This window comes from Nonomuraea sp. NPDC049709 (assembly GCF_040674815.1).
In the GTDB taxonomy this organism is placed as follows: domain Bacteria; phylum Actinomycetota; class Actinomycetes; order Streptosporangiales; family Streptosporangiaceae; genus Nonomuraea.
In genome coordinates, this window is record NZ_JBFANM010000009.1 from 185,410 (window position 1) to 207,183 (window position 21,774).

The 21,774-nt window shown below is 71.2% G+C and carries 21 protein-coding genes; 7 read left to right on the forward strand and 14 right to left on the reverse strand.

What is annotated here, in order from left to right; translation table 11 throughout:
* Positions 1-1,143: 1,143 nt before the first annotated feature.
* The 9 genes from AB0J69_RS11595 to AB0J69_RS11635 form a co-directional block, all read right to left on the reverse strand.
* Positions 1,144-2,460 carry a hypothetical protein gene (locus AB0J69_RS11595; RefSeq protein WP_364115567.1) on the reverse strand — a complete coding sequence of 439 codons (1,317 nt, stop codon included), beginning with the start codon at positions 2,458-2,460 and terminating at the stop codon, positions 1,144-1,146.
* On the reverse strand, positions 2,453-3,256 hold the full coding sequence (locus AB0J69_RS11600; protein WP_364115570.1) for a polysaccharide deacetylase family protein: 804 nt from the start codon (positions 3,254-3,256) through the stop codon (positions 2,453-2,455). Before AB0J69_RS11600 ends, AB0J69_RS11595 begins: the two co-directional genes overlap by 8 nt.
* Positions 3,253-4,194 (reverse strand): glycosyltransferase family 2 protein, encoded by a 942-nt coding sequence (locus AB0J69_RS11605; protein ID WP_364115573.1) that lies wholly within the window; start codon positions 4,192-4,194, stop codon positions 3,253-3,255. Before AB0J69_RS11605 ends, AB0J69_RS11600 begins: the two co-directional genes overlap by 4 nt.
* 11 nt (positions 4,195-4,205) lie before the next feature.
* Complete coding sequence (locus AB0J69_RS11610) at positions 4,206-5,039, reverse strand: glycosyltransferase family 2 protein (RefSeq protein WP_364115576.1); 834 nt, start codon at positions 5,037-5,039, stop codon at positions 4,206-4,208.
* Positions 5,040-5,188: 149 nt separating this feature from the next.
* Positions 5,189-6,319, reverse strand: a complete 1,131-nt coding sequence (locus AB0J69_RS11615; protein WP_364115579.1) for a GNAT family N-acetyltransferase — start codon at positions 6,317-6,319, stop codon at positions 5,189-5,191.
* Entirely contained in the window at positions 6,316-6,687 is a 372-nt protein-coding gene (locus AB0J69_RS11620; RefSeq protein ID WP_364115582.1) for a hypothetical protein, read from the reverse strand. The genes AB0J69_RS11615 and AB0J69_RS11620 overlap by 4 nt, the downstream gene beginning before the upstream one ends.
* Before the next feature lie 293 nt (positions 6,688-6,980).
* A complete protein-coding gene (locus AB0J69_RS11625) occupies positions 6,981-8,546 on the reverse strand; it encodes a sigma-70 family RNA polymerase sigma factor (protein ID WP_364115585.1) in 1,566 nt (521 codons plus the stop codon).
* 108 nt (positions 8,547-8,654) lie between these two features.
* The gene (locus AB0J69_RS11630; RefSeq protein WP_364115588.1) at positions 8,655-10,337 is read right to left on the reverse strand and encodes a substrate-binding domain-containing protein; all 1,683 of its coding nucleotides are present in this window, start codon (positions 10,335-10,337) and stop codon (positions 8,655-8,657) included.
* Between the two features lie 225 nt (positions 10,338-10,562).
* Positions 10,563-11,201, reverse strand: a complete 639-nt coding sequence (locus tag AB0J69_RS11635) for a hypothetical protein (RefSeq protein WP_364115591.1) — start codon at positions 11,199-11,201, stop codon at positions 10,563-10,565.
* Between the two features lie 141 nt (positions 11,202-11,342).
* Here AB0J69_RS11635 and AB0J69_RS11640 point away from each other — a divergent pair, with 141 nt between their 5' ends.
* From AB0J69_RS11640 to AB0J69_RS11650, 3 genes are all read left to right on the forward strand, one after another.
* Positions 11,343-12,113, forward strand: coding sequence for a DUF4184 family protein (locus AB0J69_RS11640; protein ID WP_364115594.1), 771 nt, complete (start codon positions 11,343-11,345; stop codon positions 12,111-12,113).
* Positions 12,106-12,921: an RNA methyltransferase gene (locus tag AB0J69_RS11645; RefSeq protein WP_364115597.1), complete on the forward strand. Its 816-nt coding sequence runs from the start codon at positions 12,106-12,108 to the stop codon at positions 12,919-12,921. Before AB0J69_RS11640 ends, AB0J69_RS11645 begins: the two co-directional genes overlap by 8 nt.
* A gap of 86 nt (positions 12,922-13,007) precedes the next feature.
* Positions 13,008-13,256 (forward strand): DUF4235 domain-containing protein, encoded by a 249-nt coding sequence (locus tag AB0J69_RS11650; RefSeq protein ID WP_364115600.1) that lies wholly within the window; start codon positions 13,008-13,010, stop codon positions 13,254-13,256.
* A gap of 363 nt (positions 13,257-13,619) precedes the next feature.
* Here the strand turns inward: AB0J69_RS11650 and AB0J69_RS11655 are convergent, their stop codons facing one another.
* On the reverse strand, positions 13,620-13,916 hold the full coding sequence (locus AB0J69_RS11655; protein ID WP_364115603.1) for a hypothetical protein: 297 nt from the start codon (positions 13,914-13,916) through the stop codon (positions 13,620-13,622).
* Between the two features lie 105 nt (positions 13,917-14,021).
* Positions 14,022-15,086, reverse strand: coding sequence for a LacI family DNA-binding transcriptional regulator (locus tag AB0J69_RS11660; RefSeq protein WP_364115605.1), 1,065 nt, complete (start codon positions 15,084-15,086; stop codon positions 14,022-14,024).
* A 72-nt stretch (positions 15,087-15,158) separates the two neighbouring features.
* On the opposite strand from AB0J69_RS11660, the gene AB0J69_RS11665 reads away from it, so the two are divergent.
* Both AB0J69_RS11665 and AB0J69_RS11670 read left to right on the forward strand, forming a co-directional pair.
* Positions 15,159-15,338: a hypothetical protein gene (locus AB0J69_RS11665; RefSeq protein ID WP_364115608.1), complete on the forward strand. Its 180-nt coding sequence runs from the start codon at positions 15,159-15,161 to the stop codon at positions 15,336-15,338.
* A gap of 60 nt (positions 15,339-15,398) precedes the next feature.
* Positions 15,399-15,935, forward strand: a complete 537-nt coding sequence (locus AB0J69_RS11670) for a hypothetical protein (RefSeq protein ID WP_364115611.1) — start codon at positions 15,399-15,401, stop codon at positions 15,933-15,935.
* A 12-nt stretch (positions 15,936-15,947) separates the two neighbouring features.
* On the opposite strand, the gene AB0J69_RS11675 is transcribed toward AB0J69_RS11670, so the two are convergent.
* Entirely contained in the window at positions 15,948-16,769 is an 822-nt protein-coding gene (locus AB0J69_RS11675) for a serine hydrolase (protein WP_364115613.1), read from the reverse strand.
* 132 nt (positions 16,770-16,901) lie between these two features.
* On the opposite strand from AB0J69_RS11675, the gene AB0J69_RS11680 reads away from it, so the two are divergent.
* Positions 16,902-17,123 carry a DUF1508 domain-containing protein gene (locus AB0J69_RS11680; protein ID WP_364115616.1) on the forward strand — a complete coding sequence of 74 codons (222 nt, stop codon included), beginning with the start codon at positions 16,902-16,904 and terminating at the stop codon, positions 17,121-17,123.
* Here AB0J69_RS11680 and AB0J69_RS11685 read toward each other — a convergent pair.
* Positions 17,120-17,659, reverse strand: coding sequence for a VTT domain-containing protein (locus tag AB0J69_RS11685; protein ID WP_364115618.1), 540 nt, complete (start codon positions 17,657-17,659; stop codon positions 17,120-17,122). The two genes, AB0J69_RS11680 and AB0J69_RS11685, sit on opposite strands and share 4 nt — an antisense overlap.
* 158 nt (positions 17,660-17,817) lie before the next feature.
* Between AB0J69_RS11685 and AB0J69_RS11690 the strand changes: the two genes are divergently transcribed.
* Entirely contained in the window at positions 17,818-18,333 is a 516-nt protein-coding gene (locus AB0J69_RS11690) for a hypothetical protein (RefSeq protein WP_364115621.1), read from the forward strand.
* Here the strand turns inward: AB0J69_RS11690 and AB0J69_RS11695 are convergent.
* Positions 18,302-21,718, reverse strand: a complete 3,417-nt coding sequence (locus AB0J69_RS11695; RefSeq protein ID WP_364115624.1) for a BTAD domain-containing putative transcriptional regulator — start codon at positions 21,716-21,718, stop codon at positions 18,302-18,304. The two genes, AB0J69_RS11690 and AB0J69_RS11695, sit on opposite strands and share 32 nt — an antisense overlap.
* Positions 21,719-21,774 lie beyond the last annotated feature (56 nt).

The following is a 21,774-nucleotide window of genomic DNA, read 5'->3' on the forward strand; positions in this document are numbered from 1 at the left end:
CGGCGCCTGATGCCCCCTTGGCCGGTGCTCCAGCACCGTGCGTCTCCATGGGCTGCGTTCCCGCGCCCGCCCCACCGGTGGGCGTCCGCTCCGATGCCGCCCCACCAGCGCCCGGCCGGCTGGCCGATGCCCCGGTGTCCGCCGAACCCTTGGACGGCCCGCCTGCGGGCGCCGCTCCGGCGGCCGGCCCGCCGGCGGGCTGCCCACCTGCCGGTCGCTCGCCGGTGGGTGGCGCGCCCGCGGGTGGCGCGCCGGTGGAGGCCGAGCCAGATGGCGCGGCCGAAGTCATGGGCTGGGTCCCCGCGACGGGCGACGCGCCGCGAGACGACGCAGCGTCGGACGCTCCCTTCCCGGGCTGTCCGGCTGCGGACGGCTTCTTGGCGGGCACAGGTCCCTTGGCGGGCGCGGATCCCTTGGCGGGTGCGTCGGCGGGGGATGCCGCCCCCACCGTCCCGGCAGCCGCCGCTCCCGTCGGGGAAGCGTCACCCGGCGAGCCCGTCGTTGAAGGCGCGCCAGACGTGCCCGTGCCGGATCTCCCGGCAGCCGGCCCGGACGTCGCACCAGACTTCGCACCCGGCTTCGCACCGGTGGCACCCGGCTTCGCACCGGCCGCCGCCCCGGGCCGCGCCTCACCGGCGGGTTGAGGGCCGCTGGCGGGCTGAGGGCGCGGGCCATCGCTCGGCTGAGGGCCGCCGGCGGGCTGAGGGCGGGTGCCCGGGCCCGGCTGGGGGCCGCCGGCGGGCTGGGAGCGCAGGCCGGGGTTGGTGGGAGCCGTCTCGGGGGCGGCCGAGGTGTCCTCGTCCCGCTGGACGGGGGTGGACACCGTCCCGGCGGAAGCGGCGTCCGCCTCCTCCGCCGTGGGCGGGTGCCCGATGTGTACGGGGAGCCGGAACGCGGTGGTCGTGTCCGCGTTCGGCTCTGCACCCTCCTCGGGGGCACCCTCCTCGGCGGCGCTCTTCGCGGAGTCCTCAGCCGAGCCGGAACCCTCGCCCGACGGCGGGGTCTCGAACGTCAGCTTCGGGATGACTCCCGTAGCTTCCGGATCGAAGGGCACGTCTGACTCCTCCTTGTCCCCACGCACGTCCGAGGAGCCGGGGATCCCCTTTGTCATGCCATCGCCGTCCCGTTGCCTCACGTTGACCATCATGCGGCCCCGGACGACCCCTGGGTGACAGCCGACCTACCAGTTTCGCCGGTTCTGAGAATTTTACGCAGATTTCCAAAGATCAAAATTGCGACGAGCACCTCGCTGAGCAACAGTCCGTACCCCACGGCGTTCACCCCGAAGTGAGGGAACAGTGCCACCGTGGACACCAGCACCAGCACCGCCAGACCGATCTGCACGATCGCCAGCAGCCGCGCCTGGCTCTGCGCCCGCAGCGCGCTCAGATAGACCTCGATCAGCACCCGGGGCAGCACCGCCAGCGACATCAGCCGCAGCAGCATCGTGCCCTCCTCGGCGAACTCGGACCCGAAGATGCGCAGGATCAGCGGCGCTCCGAGGAAGACCACCACGATGATCGGAGTGACGATCATGAAGGCCCTCCGCAGCGCGCGCCGGCAGTTGTGGGCCAGGTTGCCCCTGTCGAAGGAGCCCTCGACGGTCAGCGACACCGCCATGTTCATCGCCAGCAGCTCGATCATGCTGGCCAGCGTGTGGGCCATCGAGAAGCGCCCGAACGTGGCCTCGCCCACCTGCGTGGCGATCACCACGGGCACCAGGTAGACGATCGCCAGGATCGACAGCGTGCCCGGGAAGTCCCCGGCCAGGAAGCGGCCGATCTCGCGCAGCCGGGGCGGCTCCTGCACCGGGGCGGCGTGCTTGAGGTGCCGGGGCACGACGACGCCGAAGATCAGCCAGTTGACCGGGATCAGCGCGAGCGCGGTCGGGATCACCCACGAGACGAAGACGCCGCCCGAGGGCAGCGCGCCCGCCAGGGCGACCAGCAGGCCCATCTTGACCAGGCCGAAGATCAGGTTGTTCAGCGGCACGAACGTGGCCCGCCGCAGCCCGGTCAGCACCACGTCCTGCAGCGTGAACACGGCCCACACCACCACGGACGCCAGGAAGAACAGCCCGGGCCCGAACCCGGCCAGCACCGAGTACGTCTTCCCCCACATGGGCAGCGTCAGCAGGAAGCCGAGCGCCGCGACCCCGCCCGTGGCGGCGGCCAGGCCGTACCCGCGCAGGATGAGCTCGGGGGTGCGGCGGCCGGCCACCGGCAGGAACCGGGCCAGCGCGCCCACGAACCCGAGCGCCGTCAGCGACGCGAACAGCCGCATCGCCGTGATGACCGCCTGCCCCCGGCCGAACTCCTCGGGCGAGTAGAAGTGGGCGGCCAGCAACCAGTAGCCCATGCCGAGCACACCGGTGATGACGGTGTTCGACATGAGCGCGTAGCCCTGGCGGAACAGCGGGTTACGCAGGTCGCGCAGGACTTTCCCCCAGACGCTAGACATTTCCGCGCACCCGCTGCAGCCCGTACCTCGTCCTGCGCACGACCGCGTACCCCTTGGTGAGGATGCGCTCGCGCAGGTAGATGAGAGGTACGGCGTTGCCTTCGACGGCGCGCTTGAACATGTTGATGGTCGTGCCCTTGCCGACCGTCAACCGGGGGATGGCGAGCATGTCGTGCCGGTCCGCGGCGATCGTGTTGCTGACGGCACAAGCCGCGAAATATCCGGCCTTGCGGACTTCGTGGCGTACGCGGGCGCTGGAGTAACCGTAGGGGTAGGCCATGGTGGCGACCGGCGCGCCGATCTTCTCCTCCAGCAGGCCCTTGTTCCTGCGCAGCTCCTGCCGCAGCTCCTCGGTGCGGAGCTGGTCGAGCTGGGGGTGGCTGTGGCTGTGGCCGCCGATCTCGATGCCGGTCTGGGCGGCCTCGCGGGCCTGGCCCCAGGACAGCATGCCGTCCAGCGGCCGGCCCGCGGCGTCCTTGCCCGCGTCGGAGACCCAGCCGCTGGTCAGGAAGACCGTGGCCGGGAAGTTGTAGCGCTCGAGCAGCGGCAGCGCGTGGCTGTGGAAGTCGGCGTAGCCGTCGTCGAACGTCACCACGATCGGCTTGGCCGGCACCGAGCGCCCGTTGTTCTTGTTGAGCGAGGCCACCAGGTCGCCGAGCGTGAGCGGGGTGAAGCCGCTCTCCGACAGGTACGCGAGCTGCTCCGCCAGGTCGGAGGGCCGCACCGCGTGCGGGCGCGTCTCGTCGTTGGGCTTGTCGGTGACCGAGTGGTACATCAGGATCGGTACGCGAATCATGATCGTGCCACCTTCAGCCGTACGGAACCGACGACGTAACCCCAGGTCGTCCAGGCCAGCCCGATCACGATCGCGGCCGCCCTGCCGAGCCCGCCCACGTCACCCCTCAGGGCCTCCCCGACCCCGCGCAGCGCGCCGAGCGGCAGCGTCTTCATCGCGTGCGCCCGCTCGCTGGACAGCCCGTCCTGCGTGCCGACCTCGCGCGTCACCAGGGCCTTCGACAGCCCTTCGGCGTAGCACCTGGATCTGAAGTAGGCGAACCGCTCGCGCTGCCTGGACACCTTGTGCCCGATCACCGCGCGCGGCTCGAACAGCATGACCGAGCCCGGCCTGCGCTGGCTCAGCCTGATGCAGAACTCGGTCTCCTCGCACCCCAGCGGGCGCGACTTGCGCCCCTGGACGCTGCGCCCGATGCCGCTGTGGAAGCCGCCCACCTCGGACACGGCGTCCCGCAGGAAGGCGGCGTTGCCGCCCATCACGTTGCGGATCGGCGCCCTGACCGCGGGCATGCCGCGGTAGGTGCAGCCGACCGTCCAGTCGAACTCGTACGGGAACCACCGCGGCCGCTTCGCCGACGCCCACAGGGGGTCGGTACGGCCGCCCACGCCCACCACGCCGGGTTCCTGGAAGCCCTCCTCCAAAGCCTCCAGCCACCCCGCGTCGGCGACCGCGTCGTCGTCGAGGAACGCGACGATCTCACCGTTGGCCGTGGCCACACCGGTGTTCTTGCCGCCGGACAACCCTTGCTCGTGCGTGTTCTCCACCACGATGGCCTGCGGGTACTCGTGCTTGAGCTTGAGATGCAGGTCGGGGTTGTGGTCGACCACCAGGATCAGCTCGTGTGCCGGGCGCGTCTGGTTCTCGACCGACTCGACAGCCTGCCTGATGTCCTCCCACCGCTCCTCGGTGTAGACGCAGATGACAACAGACGTGTTCACAACGTTCCTTCTTAAGCGACGCCTCGGTCAGCGGCAGGAGTGGCAGCGGGCTCAGGCTGAGGCGGAGTGGGCTGGCGACGCCACTCCTTCAGGATGGTCTTGAGCACGCGGAAGCCATCTCGTACGACGTGAAGATTGCTCTCGCCGTGGATGCGGTTGCGCTCGTGGCTCGGCACCTCGTGCACCTTCAACCCGGCCTTGGCGGCACGCACGTTCATCAGCGTCTCCACCTCGAAGCCGTCGCAGTCGAGGTCGAGCACGTCCAGGTGGCGCGCCCAGAAGGCGTTGTAGCCGTAGCACAGGTCGGTGTACTGGGTGCGGTACATCACGTTGACGATGCCGGTCAGGACCTTGTTGCCAAGACGCCGGTTGATCGTCAGGTCGTCACTGCCGCCGCCGGCGGCGTAGCGCGAGCCCTTGACGAAGTCGGCGCCGGTCACCAGCGCGCCCACGAAGTTGATGATCTCGCGGCCGTCGGTCGACCCGTCGGCGTCGATCATCACGATGATGTCACTGGTGCACGCGGCGAAGCCGGCGGCCAGGGCGTCACCCTTGCCCTTGCCGGTCTGCATCACCACTTTCACGTTCGGCCGCAGCCGCTTGGCCACGGCGACCGTGTCGTCGACGGAGTTGCCGTCCACGAGCACGATCTCGTCGACCCACTGCGGGATGGTGGCGAAGACGTGCGGCAGGTTCTCCGCCTCGTTCATCGCCGGCACGACCACGCTGACCGTCGGTGAGATGGCCAGGTGCGGGGTCACCGGGGTGAAGCTCGAGGGCGGCGGCATCGAGCGGAGGGGCGAGGAGTGGGCCTTGCCGTTGTGCTTGGTTATCTCGGGACTCATGGCGAGGAAAATCCTTCCGGGACCCCGCGCTGCGAACCGGACGGGACCACCCCCGGGTGCTGCGGGAATGGCGAAGCCGGCGAACGGTGCATCGAAGGGTCCTTGGAGAGTGAGGGTTGGTGCTGCTGCCGGGGGGTATTCGGGGGCGCTCAGCGCGCTCCCGTTGGTTCCTGGGTTACTGCGTTGGGTGACTCCTGCTGTTGCATCGAGGTGCGCACCCGACCGAAGCCCTTCAGGACACGGTCGGCCGCCCTATAAAGAGACGGCCGATCCATGACAATTGTTCGGGCTTTGTTGAAAGGAGTTCGGCCCATCCAGTGAACCGCCGCCGTGGGGGACGGTCGCGAGATACGGCCTTCGGCGACGTACAGGACCCCGCTCTTGAGCCAGTCCTTGTACTCCTTGCCGCCCTTGCCCATGTCCACCATGTGCAGGCCCGCGTTCGCGGCGGCCTCGGCCATCTGGAGGTGGTGGACGATGCCCGGCGAGTAGCGGCCGAACTCGGTGTCGTAGGCGGGGAACCACCCTACAAGCGTGGTCGCCGTACGGAGGCCGAAATGCCCAGCGACCGGTACGTCCCCGGCATAAAGCATGGTCAGGACACCCGCGAAGTCCGATGAGTTCTCGGCATGCATCATGTCCGTCAGCTCGACGATCCACGGCTGCGCGAACCTGTCCACCCGGCCGGTCCTGCGGTACTGGTCCGACTTCCAGGCCAGCAGGGTGCGCAGGACCTCGGGGTCGGGCGAGGACCACTCGAGGCGCAGCTCGCCCTGCTCGCGGCCGAGCTTGCGCTCCTTGTAGCGGACGGTCTTGAGGTTCTTCGGCGAGTTGGCCTTGACCTGCTCGATCCACGCCTCGAAGCCGGCGGTGAAGTCCATGACCGGCGCGGGCCGGACGTCGGCCTCGTATGGGGCGAACGTCGGCTGCCCCGCGACCAGGTGATCGAAGTCGAACACGCTGAGCTTGCACGCGCGCAGCAGGGCCTTCGCGTCGAGCTTCAGGTCCGGAACTGAGATCAAACCGTGACACGTAGTGAGGAAGCCGCCGAGCGGTTTGCCGATGCCGAAGCTGTGCCGCTCGTACGGGAAGAATCCCGCGATGCCGCCCCCGTCGGAGATGACCGCCACCCTCACGTAGTCACGCAAGCGGTCCATCGCCACGGCGAACTCGACCGACAGGAACGGGTTGTCCAGACTGCGGTCGGCCTTCTGCAGCTCCCGCCATCGTGCCCGCTCGGAGTCCCCGAGCTCTCCTGGCCGAACTACCTGGATGTTCACCTTGCCCTGGCCCCCTGTTCGGTCTGCATGCTCTTCCCCCGGTACAAGACCCGAAGCACGTACATGAACCCGCCGAGCACGGCGACAGTCGCGACACCGGCTCGTGGCGACCACGCGTTGAAGAGCAGCATGGCCTCGGCGAGAAGCACGTTGAGCACGAGACTTGCCGCAGCTCCTACGGATAGGGCGGCCAGGGGGTCACGATCACGCAACAGTCCCACCACCGCCGCCCCTGGAACGACGAGAAGGAACAAGGAGATCAAGAACGGGCGCAGCGGTGTCTCGATGTCGAACAGCGCGACGACCGCCCCTGCGATGCAGGCGAGCGCGACCAGCCAGGCCAGCGCTCTGCGGTGCTGCTTCAGCATCTCCTTCTTCTCTCCTGCTCTTCCTGGTTAAAGCACGGTTGATCCAGTTCATGGGACCAATCCGTGCCTGGACACGTCAATGCCGACGCTTGGCGACGCGCTCCGGTTTACCGGCAGGCGGAGTTTTCTCGTGTGACTTTCAGCACACGGTCAAGTAATCGCCAACCCCGAACGGTCCCCAAGCACACCAGAATGCCCTATGTAGCCGGGGATCTACGAGTCAGGGTCCGATTTATCCCTGTTTGTCGTCTAAATCTGTGGATCTACTGCGAGTTGACGTGTTCTTGGTCACTTCACTCGGCCGCGGGCTCTTCCTCGGACGAGGTCGCGACCCCGGAGCTCGGCGTCTGGGTCGGCTCCTCGGTGGCCGGCGGCTCGTCGGTCGGCGAATCGGGGGTCCGAGGGCCGTCACCCTGCCAGGACAGCGAGCAGGTCGCGGTGCCGCCGTTCGAGGTGAAGGAGACGCGGCCGCTGCCGGAGTCGTTCGGCTCGACGACCGTCACCCAGATCGACACGGAGCCGCCGGCCTTGACCGACCCGCTCGCCGGGAACACGTCCAGCCCCTGCGAGGCCGTCGCCACCCAGGAGACCGCGGCGTTGCGGGCGCTGAGCCCGATCTTCGCCACGCCGCTGATCGACTGCGGGCACGAGGCGCCGAGCCGGGCACCGGGCGCCGGCCTGCGCCCCGGCGTCGGGCGGGTGGCCGCCCGGGTGGCGGGCCGGGTGCTCGGCCGCGCGGCGGTCGGCGGCTGGCTCGGCGTGGTCCTGGCCGAGGGCGTGCGGCTCGGCGTCGGCGTCGGGGAGGGGGTGAGCTCGTCCTCCTCGATCACCGGCTCCGGGGTGGGGTCCTCCTCCGCCGGGAGCGTGGGGGAGGGGGCCGGCCGCAGCGTGGTGGTGTCGGAGGCGCCCTGGCCGTTGATAACGACCATGGCGCCCGTCGCGGCCAGCAGGCACGCGCCCGCCAGCATGAGCGGCGCCAGGCGGCGTGGCCGGCGCCGGCGCGAGCGGCCGTGCTCGACGGCCACGGGGAACCCCGTCCGGTCGAAGCTGTCCCCGCGATCGGTGATCAGCACGCGGGTCTGGTCCAGCTCGGGGTTGACGCAGGTGTCGATCACCCGTCGGCGCAGCGAGATCGCCGGGTACGCCACCGGCACCATGTCGAGCAGCCGTCCCGCCGAGATCTGCCGGTGACGCCCCTCGGTGCACACCTCGCACCCGCTGATGTGCCCGGACAGCCGCCGCCGCAGCAGCGGGGTGAGCGGCCCCTCCCAGGAGTCCACCATCGCCGACAGGTCCGGGCAGTGCGCCCGGCCGGTCCTGGCCAGCACCACGGCCGCGGCGGCGTTCTCCAGCTGGTCACGGGCCCGGCCGAGCCGGGCCGCCGACTGCCGGGAGGTCAGCCCGAGCACCGCCCCGACCTCCGACGGGGTCAGGCCGTGGCGCAGCGACAGCTCCAGCACCTCGCGCTCGCCCCTGCTCAGCTCGCCCAGCGTCTCGTGCACCAGGTCGGCCAACTCGGGGTCGTCGTGCCCGTCGACCTCGGGCAGCGGCAGGCCCCCGGCGGGGGTGCCGGGGCGGCGCGCCAGCCGGGCGCGTACCTGGAAGCGGGTCAGCGCGTACAGCCAGGCCCGCAGCCTCGCCGGCTCCCTGAGCCGCTCGACGCACCCCTGCGCGGTGACCAGCGCGTCGTGCACGGCGTCCGCGGCCAGGTCTCCCTCCGCGGCCAGGGAGACCGCGTAGTCGTACAGCCGCTCGGCGTAGGAGTCGTAGAGCTTGGCGGGAGCATCGGTGTCCGCGCGCAGCAGAGCCTCAACCAGCTCCTGATCTCCGGCGCGATCGATGGTCGGCCATCCAGGCACGGATTCCCTCCCGCAGGTAGGACGGGCACTCAAGCCCCACGCGGAGAGGACGCGGCCTCGATCGGCCAGGTTCGCCCCCCATGCCCAACAGGCATGGGGAGCGCGGGATCACCCGTCGCAGTTGGGTGTGCAGAGGCGGCGTTCCATGCCCTGCAGGAAGAAGTCGCGGACCTGCAGGACGTTCTCGGCGATGTACGCCTCGCCGCCCGTGGCCTTGGCCAGGGTCTCCATCTGCTGCTTGCCCTTCTTGGCGTCCGGGCCGAAGGCGATGAGCAGGATGCTGATGGGCCGCTTCGGGTTGTAGGTCTTCTTGAGGTACTGGACGATCTCGGCGTTGCCGACGCCGCCGTCCGGATCGTCGTTGCCCGCGCCGTCGGTGAGGATCAGCAGCGTGTTGACCTTGTCCTGCTGGTAGGTCTTGGTGAGCTGCCCGTACGCCGCCTTGATCGTGTCATTCAGCCCGGTGTCGCCGGTGGACCTGGCCCGGAGCTGGGCGAACGTCCTGACCAGCACCTCCTTGCGCAGCGCGCCGTCGAGCGACTCGGCGAGCGGCCCCACGGAGACGAGCTCCTTCCAGTCCTTGCCCTGGCCGTCCAGATGCGTGGAGAACGACCACAGGCCCATCTCGGACCCAGCGGGGAAGAGCGCGAGGCCCTCGGTGGCGATCTTGTTGATGGCCTGCATCCGGGTCATGTTCGTGCCGGGCACGGGCAGCGCCATCGTGCCCGAGACGTCGAGCAGGGTGAGCAGGCGGGTGCCGAGGTTCAGCCGGGTCCAGGTCTGCACCATCCGCGTCACGGTCGCGCCGTCCGGCGGGTCCAGCGCCGCCGGGGTCTCGGGGGTGAAGCCCTTGGCCTCCGAGAGGGCGTCACCGGCCTTGCCGTCCGTGCTGCGGAAGCCGGCGTCCCGCAGGGTCTTCTTGGCCGACTCGGTGGTGAGGTCCTGCTTGAAGTCCGCCGCCGCCTTCAGCACCTGGGGGTCCTTGGCCAGGATCGTGACGGGGTAGTCCAGGCTGAGCGTGCCCTCCTTGGGGTAGAGGGCCACGACCGGGGACTCCGGCTTCTTCGTGTTGTGCGCGTAGATGGCCTGCTCGGAGGTGACGCCGACCGGCACCTTGCTGCCGGACTTGACGGTCAGGCTGGCCAGCAGCGCCGTCGAGTCGGACGCGAGCTGGCCCGACAGTTCCTTCAGCGCGCCCACCAGCGCCTTGTCCTGGCCCGCCTCCTTGGCCGTGCCGGCCGCGGCCAGCAGCGCCGCCAGGCCGGCCGAGTTCTTCTGCGGGTCGAGGGCGAGCACGCGGACCTTCCGGCCGGGGCCGTCCACGTTGGCCACGTTCGCCGCGGCGATCATTGCGGCCCAACTCGGCTGCAGCGTCCCGGACAGCTTCGACGCGGCCGACTTGGCCGCCGCCAGCACCACGGGGGAGTTCGCGATCGAGCCCTCCACCTGCGGGAGCGCCTCGCCCGCCGGGGTCTGGCGCATGCTCTCCATGAGCAGGCTGGAGTCGGCCACCCAGAAGTCGGCGCTCACCTTGCCCGCCGCCAGCGCGTTCGCGGTCCGGGCCGCCGCCTCCTTGGCCACCGTCACCTCGACGCACTTGCTGTCGATCGAGTGCATGGCCTTGTTGTAATTACCGGCGATCTTGTTGAGCGCCGGCTGGATGTCGGGAGTGGCGACCACGCGCAGCGGCAGCTTGCCGCCCGAGCAGTCGTGGTCGCGGTTGAAGATGACGAACGCGGCCACACCGAGGAGTACGGCCAGGGCAACGGCCCCGGCCAGCGGTACGAGCACCCTGCCGCGACCGCCCCTGGACCGCCTGCGCGGTGGGGGTTCGTTCGCTCTGTATCCGCCGTCGAGCTCGTCTGTGCGGTGTCGCCCCACGATGTCCTCTTAGGTGTGCTTGAGACCTTCCGGAGACCCTAGCGGGAGATGCTCCGCAATACTCCGGGAACGATACTCGGTGCGGTCAGTGTGGCAAAACAGCCCTTTTGATGCGGCGATTACCCACTGTGGTGGTCAATGGCAACATGTGTGACCGCGCCAGGCGCGCTTTCCCTCGCGTACGGCCACCATAGCCAGTGCCACCGCCACCGCCGGATCCACCCACCACCATCCCATGGTGTTGAGCCACAGACCGGCCAGCACACCGGCCGCCATGGCCCCGCAGAGCAGGTTCTGCGTGCCCTCGCCGGAGGTCGCCGCCGACGCCAGCCGCGCCCCCAGCCGGCGCTTGGCCGCGCCCAAAACCGGCATGCTGACCAGGCTGAACGCCGTCACCACGATCCCCAGCACGCTGGGCTCCGCCCGATGCCCCGCGTCCAGGTCGTGCGCGACGTGGATGACGAGATAGGGGGCCAGCAGCCAGAAGCTCACCGCCACCGCCCGCCGCGCGGTGCTCTCGGCGCTGGCGGACAACGTGCGGGCGCCGGTGAACCGCCACACCACGATCAGGCTGGCCGCCGCCTCCACGATCGCGGACAGGCCCCATCCGATGAGCGCGACCGAATGCGCGGCCAGGCCCGCGGCCAGGCCGAGCGTGCTTTCCACGCCCAGCCAGACCAGCGTGGCCACGGAGAGCGAACGAGCGGCGCGCGCGGCGCGCAGCCATTCGGCTGACGCGGCCGGACGCTCCTGAATCCGCTGATCAGGCACCATGAACCCCCGAACCCCCGGCTATCCGGCCGTCGACAGCGATACGTACCGTACCCACTACGCATCGTGACCGCGAATGGTGCCGGCAAAGGAGTGTCAAGCTTCGGCCGCATAATGAACCTTGATCGACCAGGGGGAGTCGCCGTGCCGTTCACGCCCAGCCATATCGCCGCCGTGTTGCCGCTCATCTCGTCGCAGCGGGTGCGCCGGTTCATTGACCCATGGGCGCTGGCGATGGGCGCCATGATCCCGGACCTGCCGATCTTCCTGCCGTTCCTGCCCGACTACACCAACTGGCACTCCTGGCTGGGCGTCGTGACGATCGACCCGCTCGCGGTCCTGATCCTGCTGCCCCTCTTCCACGCCGTCCTGCGTGACCCGCTGATCGCCCTGCTCCCGCCCTCGCTGGCGGGCCGCGCCGCCTGCCTCGTCCCCGACCGGCTGCGATTCCTGCCCATGGCCGCCGGAGCCGTGATCGGCGCCGCCACCCACGTGACGTGGGACTCCTTCACCCACTCCACGGGGCCCGCGGAATGGGGTCCCTGGTTGTCCGTCTCCGTCTTCGGGGTGATCAGTCTCTTCCGCCTGCTGCAGTACACCTCGTCCGCGATCGGGCTGGCCGTGGTCGTGTGGTGGGGATGGCGCGGGTTGTCCAGGATGGCGGCGGCGCCCGTACCGGAGCGGTTGCGCACCGCGCCCCGCGCCCGCCTGGCCGTCATCGCGGCCGCCGCCGTCGGCGTCCTGGCCGGCGCCCTCCTCTGGCCGCTCGTGGACGAGCCGAACCCGAAGTTCGGCATCGCCAGCGTGATCACCAAGACGGGCGCGGGCACGGTGATCGGCCTGGCCCTGGTCCTGGCCGGTTACGCGGTGGTCTGGCAGGTCAGGCGGCGCATGGCAGTATCGGAACGTGCTTGAGTACGTAACCGGTCCCGACGACCCGCGCCTTTCCGACTACACCCGGCTCAGGGACGTGGAGCTGCGCAAGAGCCTCGAAGCCGAGCGCGGCCTGTTCCTGGCGGAGGGGGAGAAGGTGATCAGGCGGGCCGTCGGCGTCGGCTACCCGATCCGCTCGGTCCTGACCACCCCGCGCTGGCTGGCCTCATTGGAGGACGTCCTCGGCGGCGCGACGGTCTACGTGGTCAGCGACGAGGTCATGACGGGCATCGCGGGCTTCCAGGTGCATCGCGGGGCGTTGGCCTCGATGGAACGCCTGCCGCTGCCCGCCGTGGAGACCCTGCTGAAGGGCGGCGCCCGGCGCCTCCTGGTCCTGGAGGATCTCGTCGACCACTCCAACGTCGGAGCGATCTTCAGGTCGGCCGCCGCGCTCGGGGTGGACGGCGTCGTCCTGTCGCCCCGCTGCGCCGACCCGCTCTACCGCAGGGCGGTGAAGGTCTCGATGGGGGCGGTGTTCTCGATCCCGTACGCGCGCATGGACGACTGGTTCGAGGGGCTGTCGCAGCTGCGGTCGGCGGGTTTCCAGACGCTGGCCCTGACCCCCGACCAGGCGGCCACCCCCATGAACGAGGTCGAGTTCGCGGAGCGGGTGGCGTTGCTGCTCGGCGCCGAGGGTGACGGACTGTCGTCCCGCTGGCTGGAGGAGGCCGATCTGACGGTGTGCATCCCGATGAGCGCCAAGGCGATGGCCGCCGGGGTCGACTCCCTGAACGTCGTGGCGGCCGCGGCGATCGCCTGCCACGGCCTGATGCGGGAGGCGGGCTCGTAGCCGGCCGGGCCAGGAAGGGCGCCGTGGGAGTTTAAGAGCGTGCCACGGGGCAACGGGCAGACACCACGTCATCGTAAGGAGATGGGATGCAGCCCGTAGAGAAAGCCGCATCGCTGGGGATGAGCCTGCTGAGCGGCGCATTGGCGGCAGCGCTCTTCAAACGGGTGTGGAAGCTGGCCTCCGGCCAGGACGACGCCCCCGACGCCGACGACCTGGAGCGGGGCTGGACCGAGGTCCTCGTCGCCGCAGCCGTGCAGGGCGCGGTCTTCGGCCTGGTCAAGGCGGCCGTGCACCGCACGGGCGCCCAGACCTTCCAGCGCAGGGGCCGAAGATAGGCCTGGTACGCCTGTGGGGCCGCTCTTCGGTGCCGGCAAACCGTCCCACATCGGCAACCTGGCCGCCTTCACGGCGGAGACGTTCGGCGGTCCCGACACCTTCTCCGCGGAGATGGGCGGGTTCCGCTGCTCATCGACGCGCGCCGGGGCTTGAAGATCAACGAGAAGCAGCGCCTGCGGTTCGTCGAGCTGTACATGGCGGCCGCCGACCTGGCGGGGCTCCCCGGCGACGAGCCGTTCCGGGCGGCCCTGCGCTCGCACGTGGAGTTGGGCACGCAGGTGGCGATGGGGAACTCCCACGCCGAGACCGACGACCAGCTCCACCCCCTGCGGGAGGTGCCCCGCTGGAGGTGGGAGCAGGGGTCAGGGCCGGTCGTCGGTGAGCCAGTCGGGATAGCGGTCGATGTCGTGCATGACAGGCTCGCTGTCGATGGGCGTCTCCTCGCCGGTCTCCCTGATGTGCCGCTCCAGGGTGCACACTTGCCGCTCCGTCGTGATGAGCGTGAGCTGCCAGGCGGTGTCGTCGCGGTGGGGCGCGGGGTGGGGGACTTCGGCGATGTCGATCGACGTGGCGAGACCCGCGAGGAGGATGCCGTGCGCGAGCCCGGCCGCCCTCTCCCGGCCCTCGATCGTCGTGCGGACCTCGAAGAATTCCGCCATGACGTTGTCCTTAGTGGAGGGGTTTCGGCCTCACCCTACCTGCGGAAACGAATGAGGGGCCGGAATTCGCCGGGATTTCACCGAGCGCTCGCGGCGCAGCCCGTGTCATGGGCGGTCAGGCCGTAGCGGCGGTGCGGCAGTGGAGGCGCGAACGACCAGCTCGTACGGGAAGAGCAGCCGCTCGGGCCCGGCCGCGCCCCCCGACAGGAGCAGCCGCCCCGCCGCCGCTCCCATCTCCTGCTTGGCCTGCCGGATCGTGGTGAGCCCCGCCTCCTCGGCCGCGCTGTCGGAGAACCCCATCACCGACAGCTCCCCGGGCACCTCCAGCCCCAGGTCGGCGGCGGCGTCGAGGACGCCGAGCGCCAGCACGTCGGTGTTGGTCAGGATCGCGGTCGGCCGCGGCTCCCGGCCCAGCAGCGCGTGCCCGGCCCGCCGCCCGGCCTCGCGCGAGTTGCGCGCCACCTCGTAGAACGGCACCCCCGCCCAGTCGATGCCGGCCTCCTCGCAGGCCAGCTGGTAGCCGGCGCGCCGCCGCCGCATGGCCTCGAACACCGCCCCCTCCTGCCGCGCCGGGTCGGCCCAGCCGGTGTGGCCGTCGTCGTGCAGCCCGACCATGGCCACGCCGATCCGCCGGTGCCCCAGCTCCAGCACGTGCCGCGCCGCCGTGGCCGCGGCCGCCGGCTCGTCGATCCCGAGGAACGGGTGCCCCGGCACGTACGGCTCGTCCACCACCACGACCGGCAGCTTCCTGCCCAGCACCTCCGCCAGGGCCGGATGCCCGTCCGGCAGCGACATCACGCAGAACGCGTCGACCACGGCGTCCCTGACGGTGTCGCTGCGCCGGTCGCCGTGCGGCAGCGGCAGGATCAGCAGCCCCACGCCGGCGTCCTCGGCCGCGGTGGCCAGCCCCTGGAAGAACCCGATCGCGTACGGGTCGGCGAACGCGTACGCCAGCGTCTCGCTGAACAGCAGCCCGAGAGCTCCCGCCCGGCCGAGCCGCAGCGAGCGCGCGGTCGGGTTGGGCCCCGCGTAGCCGAGCTCGTCGGCCACCTCCATGATCCGCCGCCGCAGCCCGTCGCTGAGCTGGTCGGGGCGGGAGAAGGCGTAGGACACGGTGGCCCGGGACACGCCGAGGCGGTCGGCGATCGTCTGGAGCGTGACCTTGGCCATCGTCCAACCGTACCGAACGCCTTGACCGGTCTTTCTTAATCAATTAAGTTCTTAATTGATTAAGGAGGAGTCATGGACGCTCTGCAAGTCCTCGCCCACCAGACGGCGATGGGATACCGCGAGTCCCTGGAAGAGGCCCTGCCGGGTGCGCCGCGGCGCGCGCACCGGCCGGCGGCCAGGGTGCGGGTGCGGCTGGCGCACTCGCTCAGGTGGACGGCCGACCGGCTGGATCCGGCCTGCCGGCCCGTCTGATGATGCAGAATGTGACCGACCGATTACAGAGGTGACCAGCGCAAGGCTGGAGGGGGCACCATGAACCTGGCCTGGATCGTCGCAGCCGCCGCCGTGGCGGGGCCCCTGGGGCCCCTGGGCCCGGCTCCGGCCCCGACCGCCGCGCTGACCTGCGCCGTCTCCACCCCCTCCAGCCGGCCGCTGACCTTCACGCCCGGGGTCGGGCTGACGCCGCGGCACGTGGCGGCGCGCGGCAACCTGGAGCTCACCGGGTGCACCTCGCCCGACGGCTCGGCCACGTTCCTGGGCTCGGGCTGGGTCAGCGTGCGGGCCACCGCGCAGGCGTCGTGCGCCAGCGCCCGGCGGGTCCGGGGCAGCGCCGTGATCACCTGGTTCGGCCTGACCGGCCGCCCCGTCGGCACCTCCAGCGTGCGGATCAGGGCGGACCGCCTCGTGGCCCAGCATCCGGCCGACACGCTGCTGAACGGCACCGTCACCGCGGGCCTGCTCGCCGGCGAGCGTGTCCGCGGCGGCATCACCCCCGCCACCGCCATCCTCGGCTGCGCCACCCGGGGCATGGGAGCCCTGCCGGGCAGCGGCCGCATCACCTTCTCCTGAGCCGGCCGGTGATCAGCCCAGAGCGATCTGCTCGCCCGCGTAGTCGAGCAGCCGCTCGGCCGTCGAGAAACGGCGCTCGTTCTGGTCGCCCAGCAGCACGCCCACGACCCGCAGGCCGTTCCGCTCGCCGGCGAACAGCAGGCAGTACCCGGCCGCGTTCGTGTAGCCGGTCTTCACGCCCAGCACCTCGTCGGCCCGCGTGAGCAGCTTGTTCGTGTTGCGCCAGGTGTGCGACCGGTGCACGGCCGTCTTGCCCACCTTGTGCACCTCGCTCCCGACCACGGTGGTGAACGTGCTGTTCTGCAGCGCCAGCAGCGCCAGCTTGGCCTGGTCGACGGCCGTCGAGTAGCCGCCGTTGCCGGGCGTGGGCATGCCGTCCGCGTTGGTGTAGCGGGTGTCGGTGAGGCCGAGGGAGCGGGCGGTGCGGTTCATCTTGGCGATGAAGGCCGTCTTGCCGGGGCCGTAGTGCCGGGCCAGCGCGTTGGCGGCGTCGGCGCCCGAGGGGAGCATGAGGGCGTACAGCAGGTCCCTGACGGTGAACCGCTCGCCCTTCCGCAGCCCGGCCGTGGCGGCGCCGCCGCGGGCGGCGTACTTGACGTCTGTCGCGGTGATCGTGATCGTGTCGCTCAGCCGGGCCTCCCGCAGCACGACGTACGCGGTCATGATCTTGACCAGGCTGGCCACCGGCACCCGCCTGGTCTCCCGCTTGCCGAAGTGGACCGTTCCGCCCGAGTCGACGACGTACGCCTCCTTGGCCCCCACGGCCGGAGCGTCCGCGGCGGCCTGGGCAGGGGACGAGAACCCCACAACCAAGGCGACTACGGCAGAGCTCATCAAACGCCCAATACGCATGCCAATCATGTTGGCAGGAGATCAAGGGTTCGTTTGCCTAACCGCGCCATACAGCATCATCAGATGGGGGTAAATCATTCATAGATCGGACATGGCGGGGCGGGTGACAGCGTAGTGACCAACGTAGTGACGAGCACGGTGACAGCGGCGGGACGGTTCGTGATCAGCGAGGACGAGCAGGGCGGATACCGGTTCGCGCTCGTCGCGAACAACGGGCAGACGCTCGCGGTCGGGGAGGGTTTCCCGAGCAAGGTGGCCTGCGTGAACGGCATCGAGACCGTGCGCAGGAACGCTCCGGAGGCCACCATCGACGACCAGAGCGGGCACGGCGCCTAGGAGACCAGCGCCTCGTCCTCGGTGGCGCGCCGCCTGCGCCTGCGCCGCACCGTGAGCCAGCCCACGAGCCCGACGGCCAGCACCGCCGCGACCGCCGCCGTGGCGGGCGAGCGCGCGGCCAGCTCCAGCCAGCCCCACACCAGCGCCGTGAGACCGAACCACCACATGGGCGCCCAGGTCAGGCAGCCCAGCGCGCTGGCGACCACGTACCAGGGGTAGGACACCCGCAGCGCCCCCGCGACCCAGGGCAGCGTGTGGCGCAGCATGGGCACCCAGAAGCACCCGTAGACGGCCAGCGCGCCCCACCGCTCGACGACGTGCTCGATCTTGGCGATCCGCTTGCGGCCCAGCTTGACGCCGATGCGCGACTCGTAGAGCTTCTCGCCCAGCTTGCGCCCGACCCAGTAGTACACCTGGAAGGCTCCGAAGAGGGCCAGGATCAGGATGGCCCCCACCAGCCAGTACGGCATGCCGAGGAAGAACGGCTCCGTGGGAGCGGGGACGGCGATCGTCGCATGCCACATCTGCAGGTCCACCACCCCTCCACACAGCCTTAGGTCAGCCTTACCTTAGTTCAAGGTGCAAGTTCGTGCCACACCGGCTTGCAAGCCCCCCGTAAAAGGTGCAACCAGCCGACAACCAGCACTCAACCACCCGGCTCCACTCTATGAGTGAGCCAAAAGGGGTGTTGAAGATGCCGACCAGAAGCGCAGCCGTCCTCGCCAGCGGGACCGCGAACGCCGCCAAGCTGTTCGTGGCGGCCCTTGCCTTCACCAGCGCGTACGTCGGCTTCTCCGCCTACAGTAACGCCAGCTCCGCGCCCGGTCCCACCCCGATCACCCTGTCGGCTCGCGAGGTGCCCATCACCGCCCCGGCCGAGGAGGTCACCACCGCGGCCCAGGCGGGCAAGGTCACCGTGAACGCGCTGGTCGACGGCGCCGCCGGTTGCGCCAGGTCGTACGTCGCCCGCAGCCTGCTCGTCAGCCCCGACCCCGACGCGACCGTGCTCTACCACTGGCGGCTCGCCCGCTGGAGCTCCGCCGGCAAGACCTGGCGCACCTATGTCGTCGACTACGACGGCTTCGCCGGCGCCCAGCGCACCGTCGAGTGGCGCCCCCAGATCTCCGGCAACCCCGGTTGGTACCGGATCGAGCTGTCGGCCGAGGGCGCCAAGACCGTCAAGAGCGACCGTTTCCAAGTGAGCTGCTGACCGACTGCCGCGCCGCCTCCACCCAGCGCGGCACGCCCACCCGCTCGGCCACCTCCAGGGCCTTCCTGTAGTGCTCGCGCGCCGCGTCCGGCTGCCCCAGGCGGATGGCCAGGTCGCCGAGCGTCAGCGCCACCGGCCACAGCGCCACCACGCCGGTGCCCGCGCCCGCCACCCGGTCGGCGAACGGCTTGAGCTTGTCGTAGCAGTCGACCATCCGCTCCCGGTCGTCGAGCAGCATGCCGGCCAGCGCGCGCCAGGTCATCGCCAGCTCGTACAGGAAGTCGGGGCGCACCGGCGGGCGGGTGGCGGCCACGGCCTTGGCGTCGTTGAGGTGCCCGGCCGAGGCCAGGGCCAGCGCGTAGGCGTCGAGTGTCCACTTGGCGCCGCGCATGTGGGCATCGGCCAGCAGGTCCACCGTCTCGGCTGCCCGGCCCGCCACCAGGTGCAGGCAGAACGTCGTGATCAGCGGCAGGTCCTGGCGGCCCTCCAGCATGCCCACCCGCGCGGTCATCCTGGCCGCCTCGCCGTAGGCTCGCTCGGCGCCCTCGTAGTCGCCGGCGATCATGAGGCGCTGGCCGGCGTACCAGACGACGACCGCGGCGGGCGCCGACAGGTCGTACTGCTTGGCCAGCTGGTCGGCCGCCGCCGCGTGCTCGTCGGCCACCGCGAACTCGCCCCTGGCCGCCGCGCACTCCAGCAGCACCAGGTGGGCCAGCGCCTGCGTGGCCATCTGCCCCGAGCGCTGGGCCACCTCCAGCAGCTCCCTGCCGATGCTCTCGCGCGTGTCCACGGCGGGGATGTCGTAGGACTGCCGCAGCCGCCCGCTCAGCGCCGCCGCGATCAGCGCCGGATCGCCGCTCTGCCGGGCCAGCTCGAGCGCCTCCAGCGACGCCTGCCGGCCCCGCTCGGGCGAGGAGGAGCCCTCCAGCTCCAGGGCCAGCGTGGTCAGCAGGCTGGCCCGCAGCCGCTGCTCGCCCGCCGGCAGCTCTATGAGCGCCCGCTCGGTGACGTCGACGATCTCCCACGCGGTGCGGGTGAAGTCGCGCGCCATGCCCTTGTGCGGCACGGCCAGCGACGCCGCCACCTTCGCGGTGATCTCCAGGTCGCCCAGCGGCAGCGCGGCGTCCATGGCCTGGCGCCGCAGCAGCCGGGCGGCGTGCATGTCGCCGCACAGCGCCAGCGCGCGGATCTGGCGCAGCAGGAGCCTCAGCCGCTCCTTGGCGCGCTCCGGCCGCTGCTCGCCGCTGTGCTCGTCCTTGCGGGGCTCCTCGCCCCGCGAGCGGTCGAAGGCGGCGATGGCCTGCTCCCACAGCGTGGCCGCCTCGCGGTGGGCGAAGCGCCGCTCGGCCTGCTCGGCCGCCAGCCCCGCGTAGTGGACCGACTTGTCGGACGCGTCGGCCTGGAAGTAGTGATGGGCCAGCGCCGCCACGTCGGACGGCGTGCGCTGCTCGATGACCGCCGCCACGGCCGCGTGCAGCCTGGTGCGGCGCAGCCTGGAGGCGTCGGAGTAGATCGTGTCGCGGACCAGGTCGTGGTCGAACCGCAGCAGCCCGGGCCCCGGCTCGGTCACCAGCCCGGCCAGCAGCGCCGCCTCGACGGCCTCGATCACCGCCTCCTCGTCCACCGCCACGGCGACCAGCACGTCAAGGTCGACGTCACGGCCGATCACCGCGGCCTGCAGCAGGATCTGCTGCGCCCTGGCGGGCAGCCGCGAGATGCGCCGCCGCAGCACGTCACGCACGCCGGAGGGCACCTGCGAGAGCACCTCCGTCGCGCTGGCCCGGTCGGCCGCGCCCTCGGAGTCGAGCAGGCGCACGGTCTCGCGGACGAAGAACGGGTTGCCGCCGGTGCGCTCGACGATCGACTCGACCGCGTCCTCGTCGATCTCGCGTACGCAGGTCGCCTTGACCAGCTCGGCCACGGCCTTCGGGTCCAGCCCCGACAGGCCCACCCGCAGCGGCCCCAGCCGGGCCAGGGCGGCCAGCACGTCGGACTGGCGGTCGTCGAGCTCGCTCTCCCTGCACGTCACCACGAGCAGCACCCGGCTGGTGGCCAGCAGGCTCGGCAGCGCCCGCAGCAGGGCGAGCGTCTGGTCGTCGGCCCAGTGCAGGTCCTCCAGCGTCAGCAGCACCGGCGAGCGCCGCGCCACCCCGGCGAGATAGCCGCCGACCGCGCGGTGCAGCCGGAACCCGCCCGACACCTCGTCCTCGTCGGGATCGGGCGCCGCGTCGTCCAGCAGCGGCGCCAGGAGCTGGGCGTATTCGCCCGCGCCGGTCATGCCGATGAGCGTGCGCAGGATCTCCACCCAGGCCCAGCCGGGCGGGGTGGCGCTGGAGTCGGGGCAGGCGCCCGAGGCGGTGATCCAGCCGTCGGTGCCGAGCCTGCTCTCCAGCTGGCGCAGCAGCGTGGTCTTGCCCGCGCCGGCGACCCCGGTCACGATCGCCACCTGGAACCTGCCCGTGCGCGAGGCCGCATTGGTCAGCCTGGACAGCTCGGCGTCGCGGCCGACGAACGGCTCGGGCTCCAGCGGCGGCGGCTCGACGGGGGTGGCCGGTCTCGGCGGCCAGGTGTCGGTGACCGGCGCGGAGGACCTCGGGGCGCGCGCGGGCGGCGGCGCCAGCTCCAGCTCGGGCGCCTGGGCCAGGATGTCGGACTCCAGCTTGCGCAGGGCGGGCCCCGGGTCGATGCCGAGCTCGTCGGCCAGGATGTTCCTGGCCCGGCGCAGGGCGGCCAGCGCGTCGCCCTGGCGGCCGCAGCGGTAGAGGCCGAGCGCCAGCAGCCGCCAGCCCTCCTCGCGCAGCGGGTGCTCGGTGGTGAGCGCCTCCAGGTCGGGGACGGTCTCGGCGTGCAGGCCGAGCCGCAGCCCGGTGTCGGAGTGCCTCTCGCGCGCCACGAGGCGCAGCTCGGTCAGCCGGTTGACCTCGGCCTCGGCCCACGCCTGGTCGGCGAAGTCGGAGTAGGGCGTGCCGCGCCACAACCCCAGCGCCTTCTCCAGGCGGCCGCGGGCGGACTGCGGGTCGCCCTCCTCGAGGTGCTCGCCGGCCGCGCGGACGAGTTGCTCGAACCTGAGCGCGTCGACCTGGTCGGAGGCCACGCGCAGGGCGTAGCCGGACGCGACCGTCACCAGCAGCCGGTTGGGGCCGCCGCGCGGGCGGCCGGGCTCCAGCACCCGGCGCAGGCGCGAGATGTAGACCTGCAGCCCCGACTGCGCGCCCTTTGCCGCGTCGTCGTCCCACAGATCGTAAAGAAGTGTGTCAACGGGCACGACCTGACCTCTGGCCACGAGAAGCCGGGCGAGGACGGCCCGCTGCCGCAACCCGCCGAGGTCGAGTTCGTCGTCGTGTTCGTACGCCTCGACTGGCCCCAGAACTCGGAACGCCACCATGTCAGCCGCCACGCTATGCGGGCCTGCGAATCACGCACAAGGCCCGTGGTTGATTA

Bases quoted from the DNA above. Each gene is read 5' to 3' on its own strand.
- AB0J69_RS11675 (WP_364115613.1), bottom strand. From the start codon at position 16,769: ATGAGCTCTGCCGTAGTCGCCTTGGTTGTGGGGTTCTCGTCCCCTGCC.
- AB0J69_RS11670 (WP_364115611.1), top strand. From the start codon at position 15,399: ATGAACCTGGCCTGGATCGTCGCAGCCGCCGCCGTGGCGGGGCCCCTG.
- AB0J69_RS11650 (WP_364115600.1), top strand. From the start codon at position 13,008: ATGCAGCCCGTAGAGAAAGCCGCATCGCTGGGGATGAGCCTGCTGAGC.
- AB0J69_RS11660 (WP_364115605.1), bottom strand. From the start codon at position 15,086: ATGGCCAAGGTCACGCTCCAGACGATCGCCGACCGCCTCGGCGTGTCC.
- AB0J69_RS11620 (WP_364115582.1), bottom strand. From the start codon at position 6,687: ATGCTGAAGCAGCACCGCAGAGCGCTGGCCTGGCTGGTCGCGCTCGCC.
- AB0J69_RS11600 (WP_364115570.1), bottom strand. From the start codon at position 3,256: ATGATTCGCGTACCGATCCTGATGTACCACTCGGTCACCGACAAGCCC.
- AB0J69_RS11655 (WP_364115603.1), bottom strand. From the start codon at position 13,916: ATGGCGGAATTCTTCGAGGTCCGCACGACGATCGAGGGCCGGGAGAGG.
- AB0J69_RS11635 (WP_364115591.1), bottom strand. From the start codon at position 11,201: ATGGTGCCTGATCAGCGGATTCAGGAGCGTCCGGCCGCGTCAGCCGAA.
- AB0J69_RS11690 (WP_364115621.1), top strand. From the start codon at position 17,818: ATGCCGACCAGAAGCGCAGCCGTCCTCGCCAGCGGGACCGCGAACGCC.
- AB0J69_RS11665 (WP_364115608.1), top strand. From the start codon at position 15,159: ATGGACGCTCTGCAAGTCCTCGCCCACCAGACGGCGATGGGATACCGC.
- AB0J69_RS11610 (WP_364115576.1), bottom strand. From the start codon at position 5,039: ATGAGTCCCGAGATAACCAAGCACAACGGCAAGGCCCACTCCTCGCCC.
- AB0J69_RS11695 (WP_364115624.1), bottom strand. From the start codon at position 21,718: ATGGTGGCGTTCCGAGTTCTGGGGCCAGTCGAGGCGTACGAACACGAC.
- AB0J69_RS11595 (WP_364115567.1), bottom strand. From the start codon at position 2,460: ATGTCTAGCGTCTGGGGGAAAGTCCTGCGCGACCTGCGTAACCCGCTG.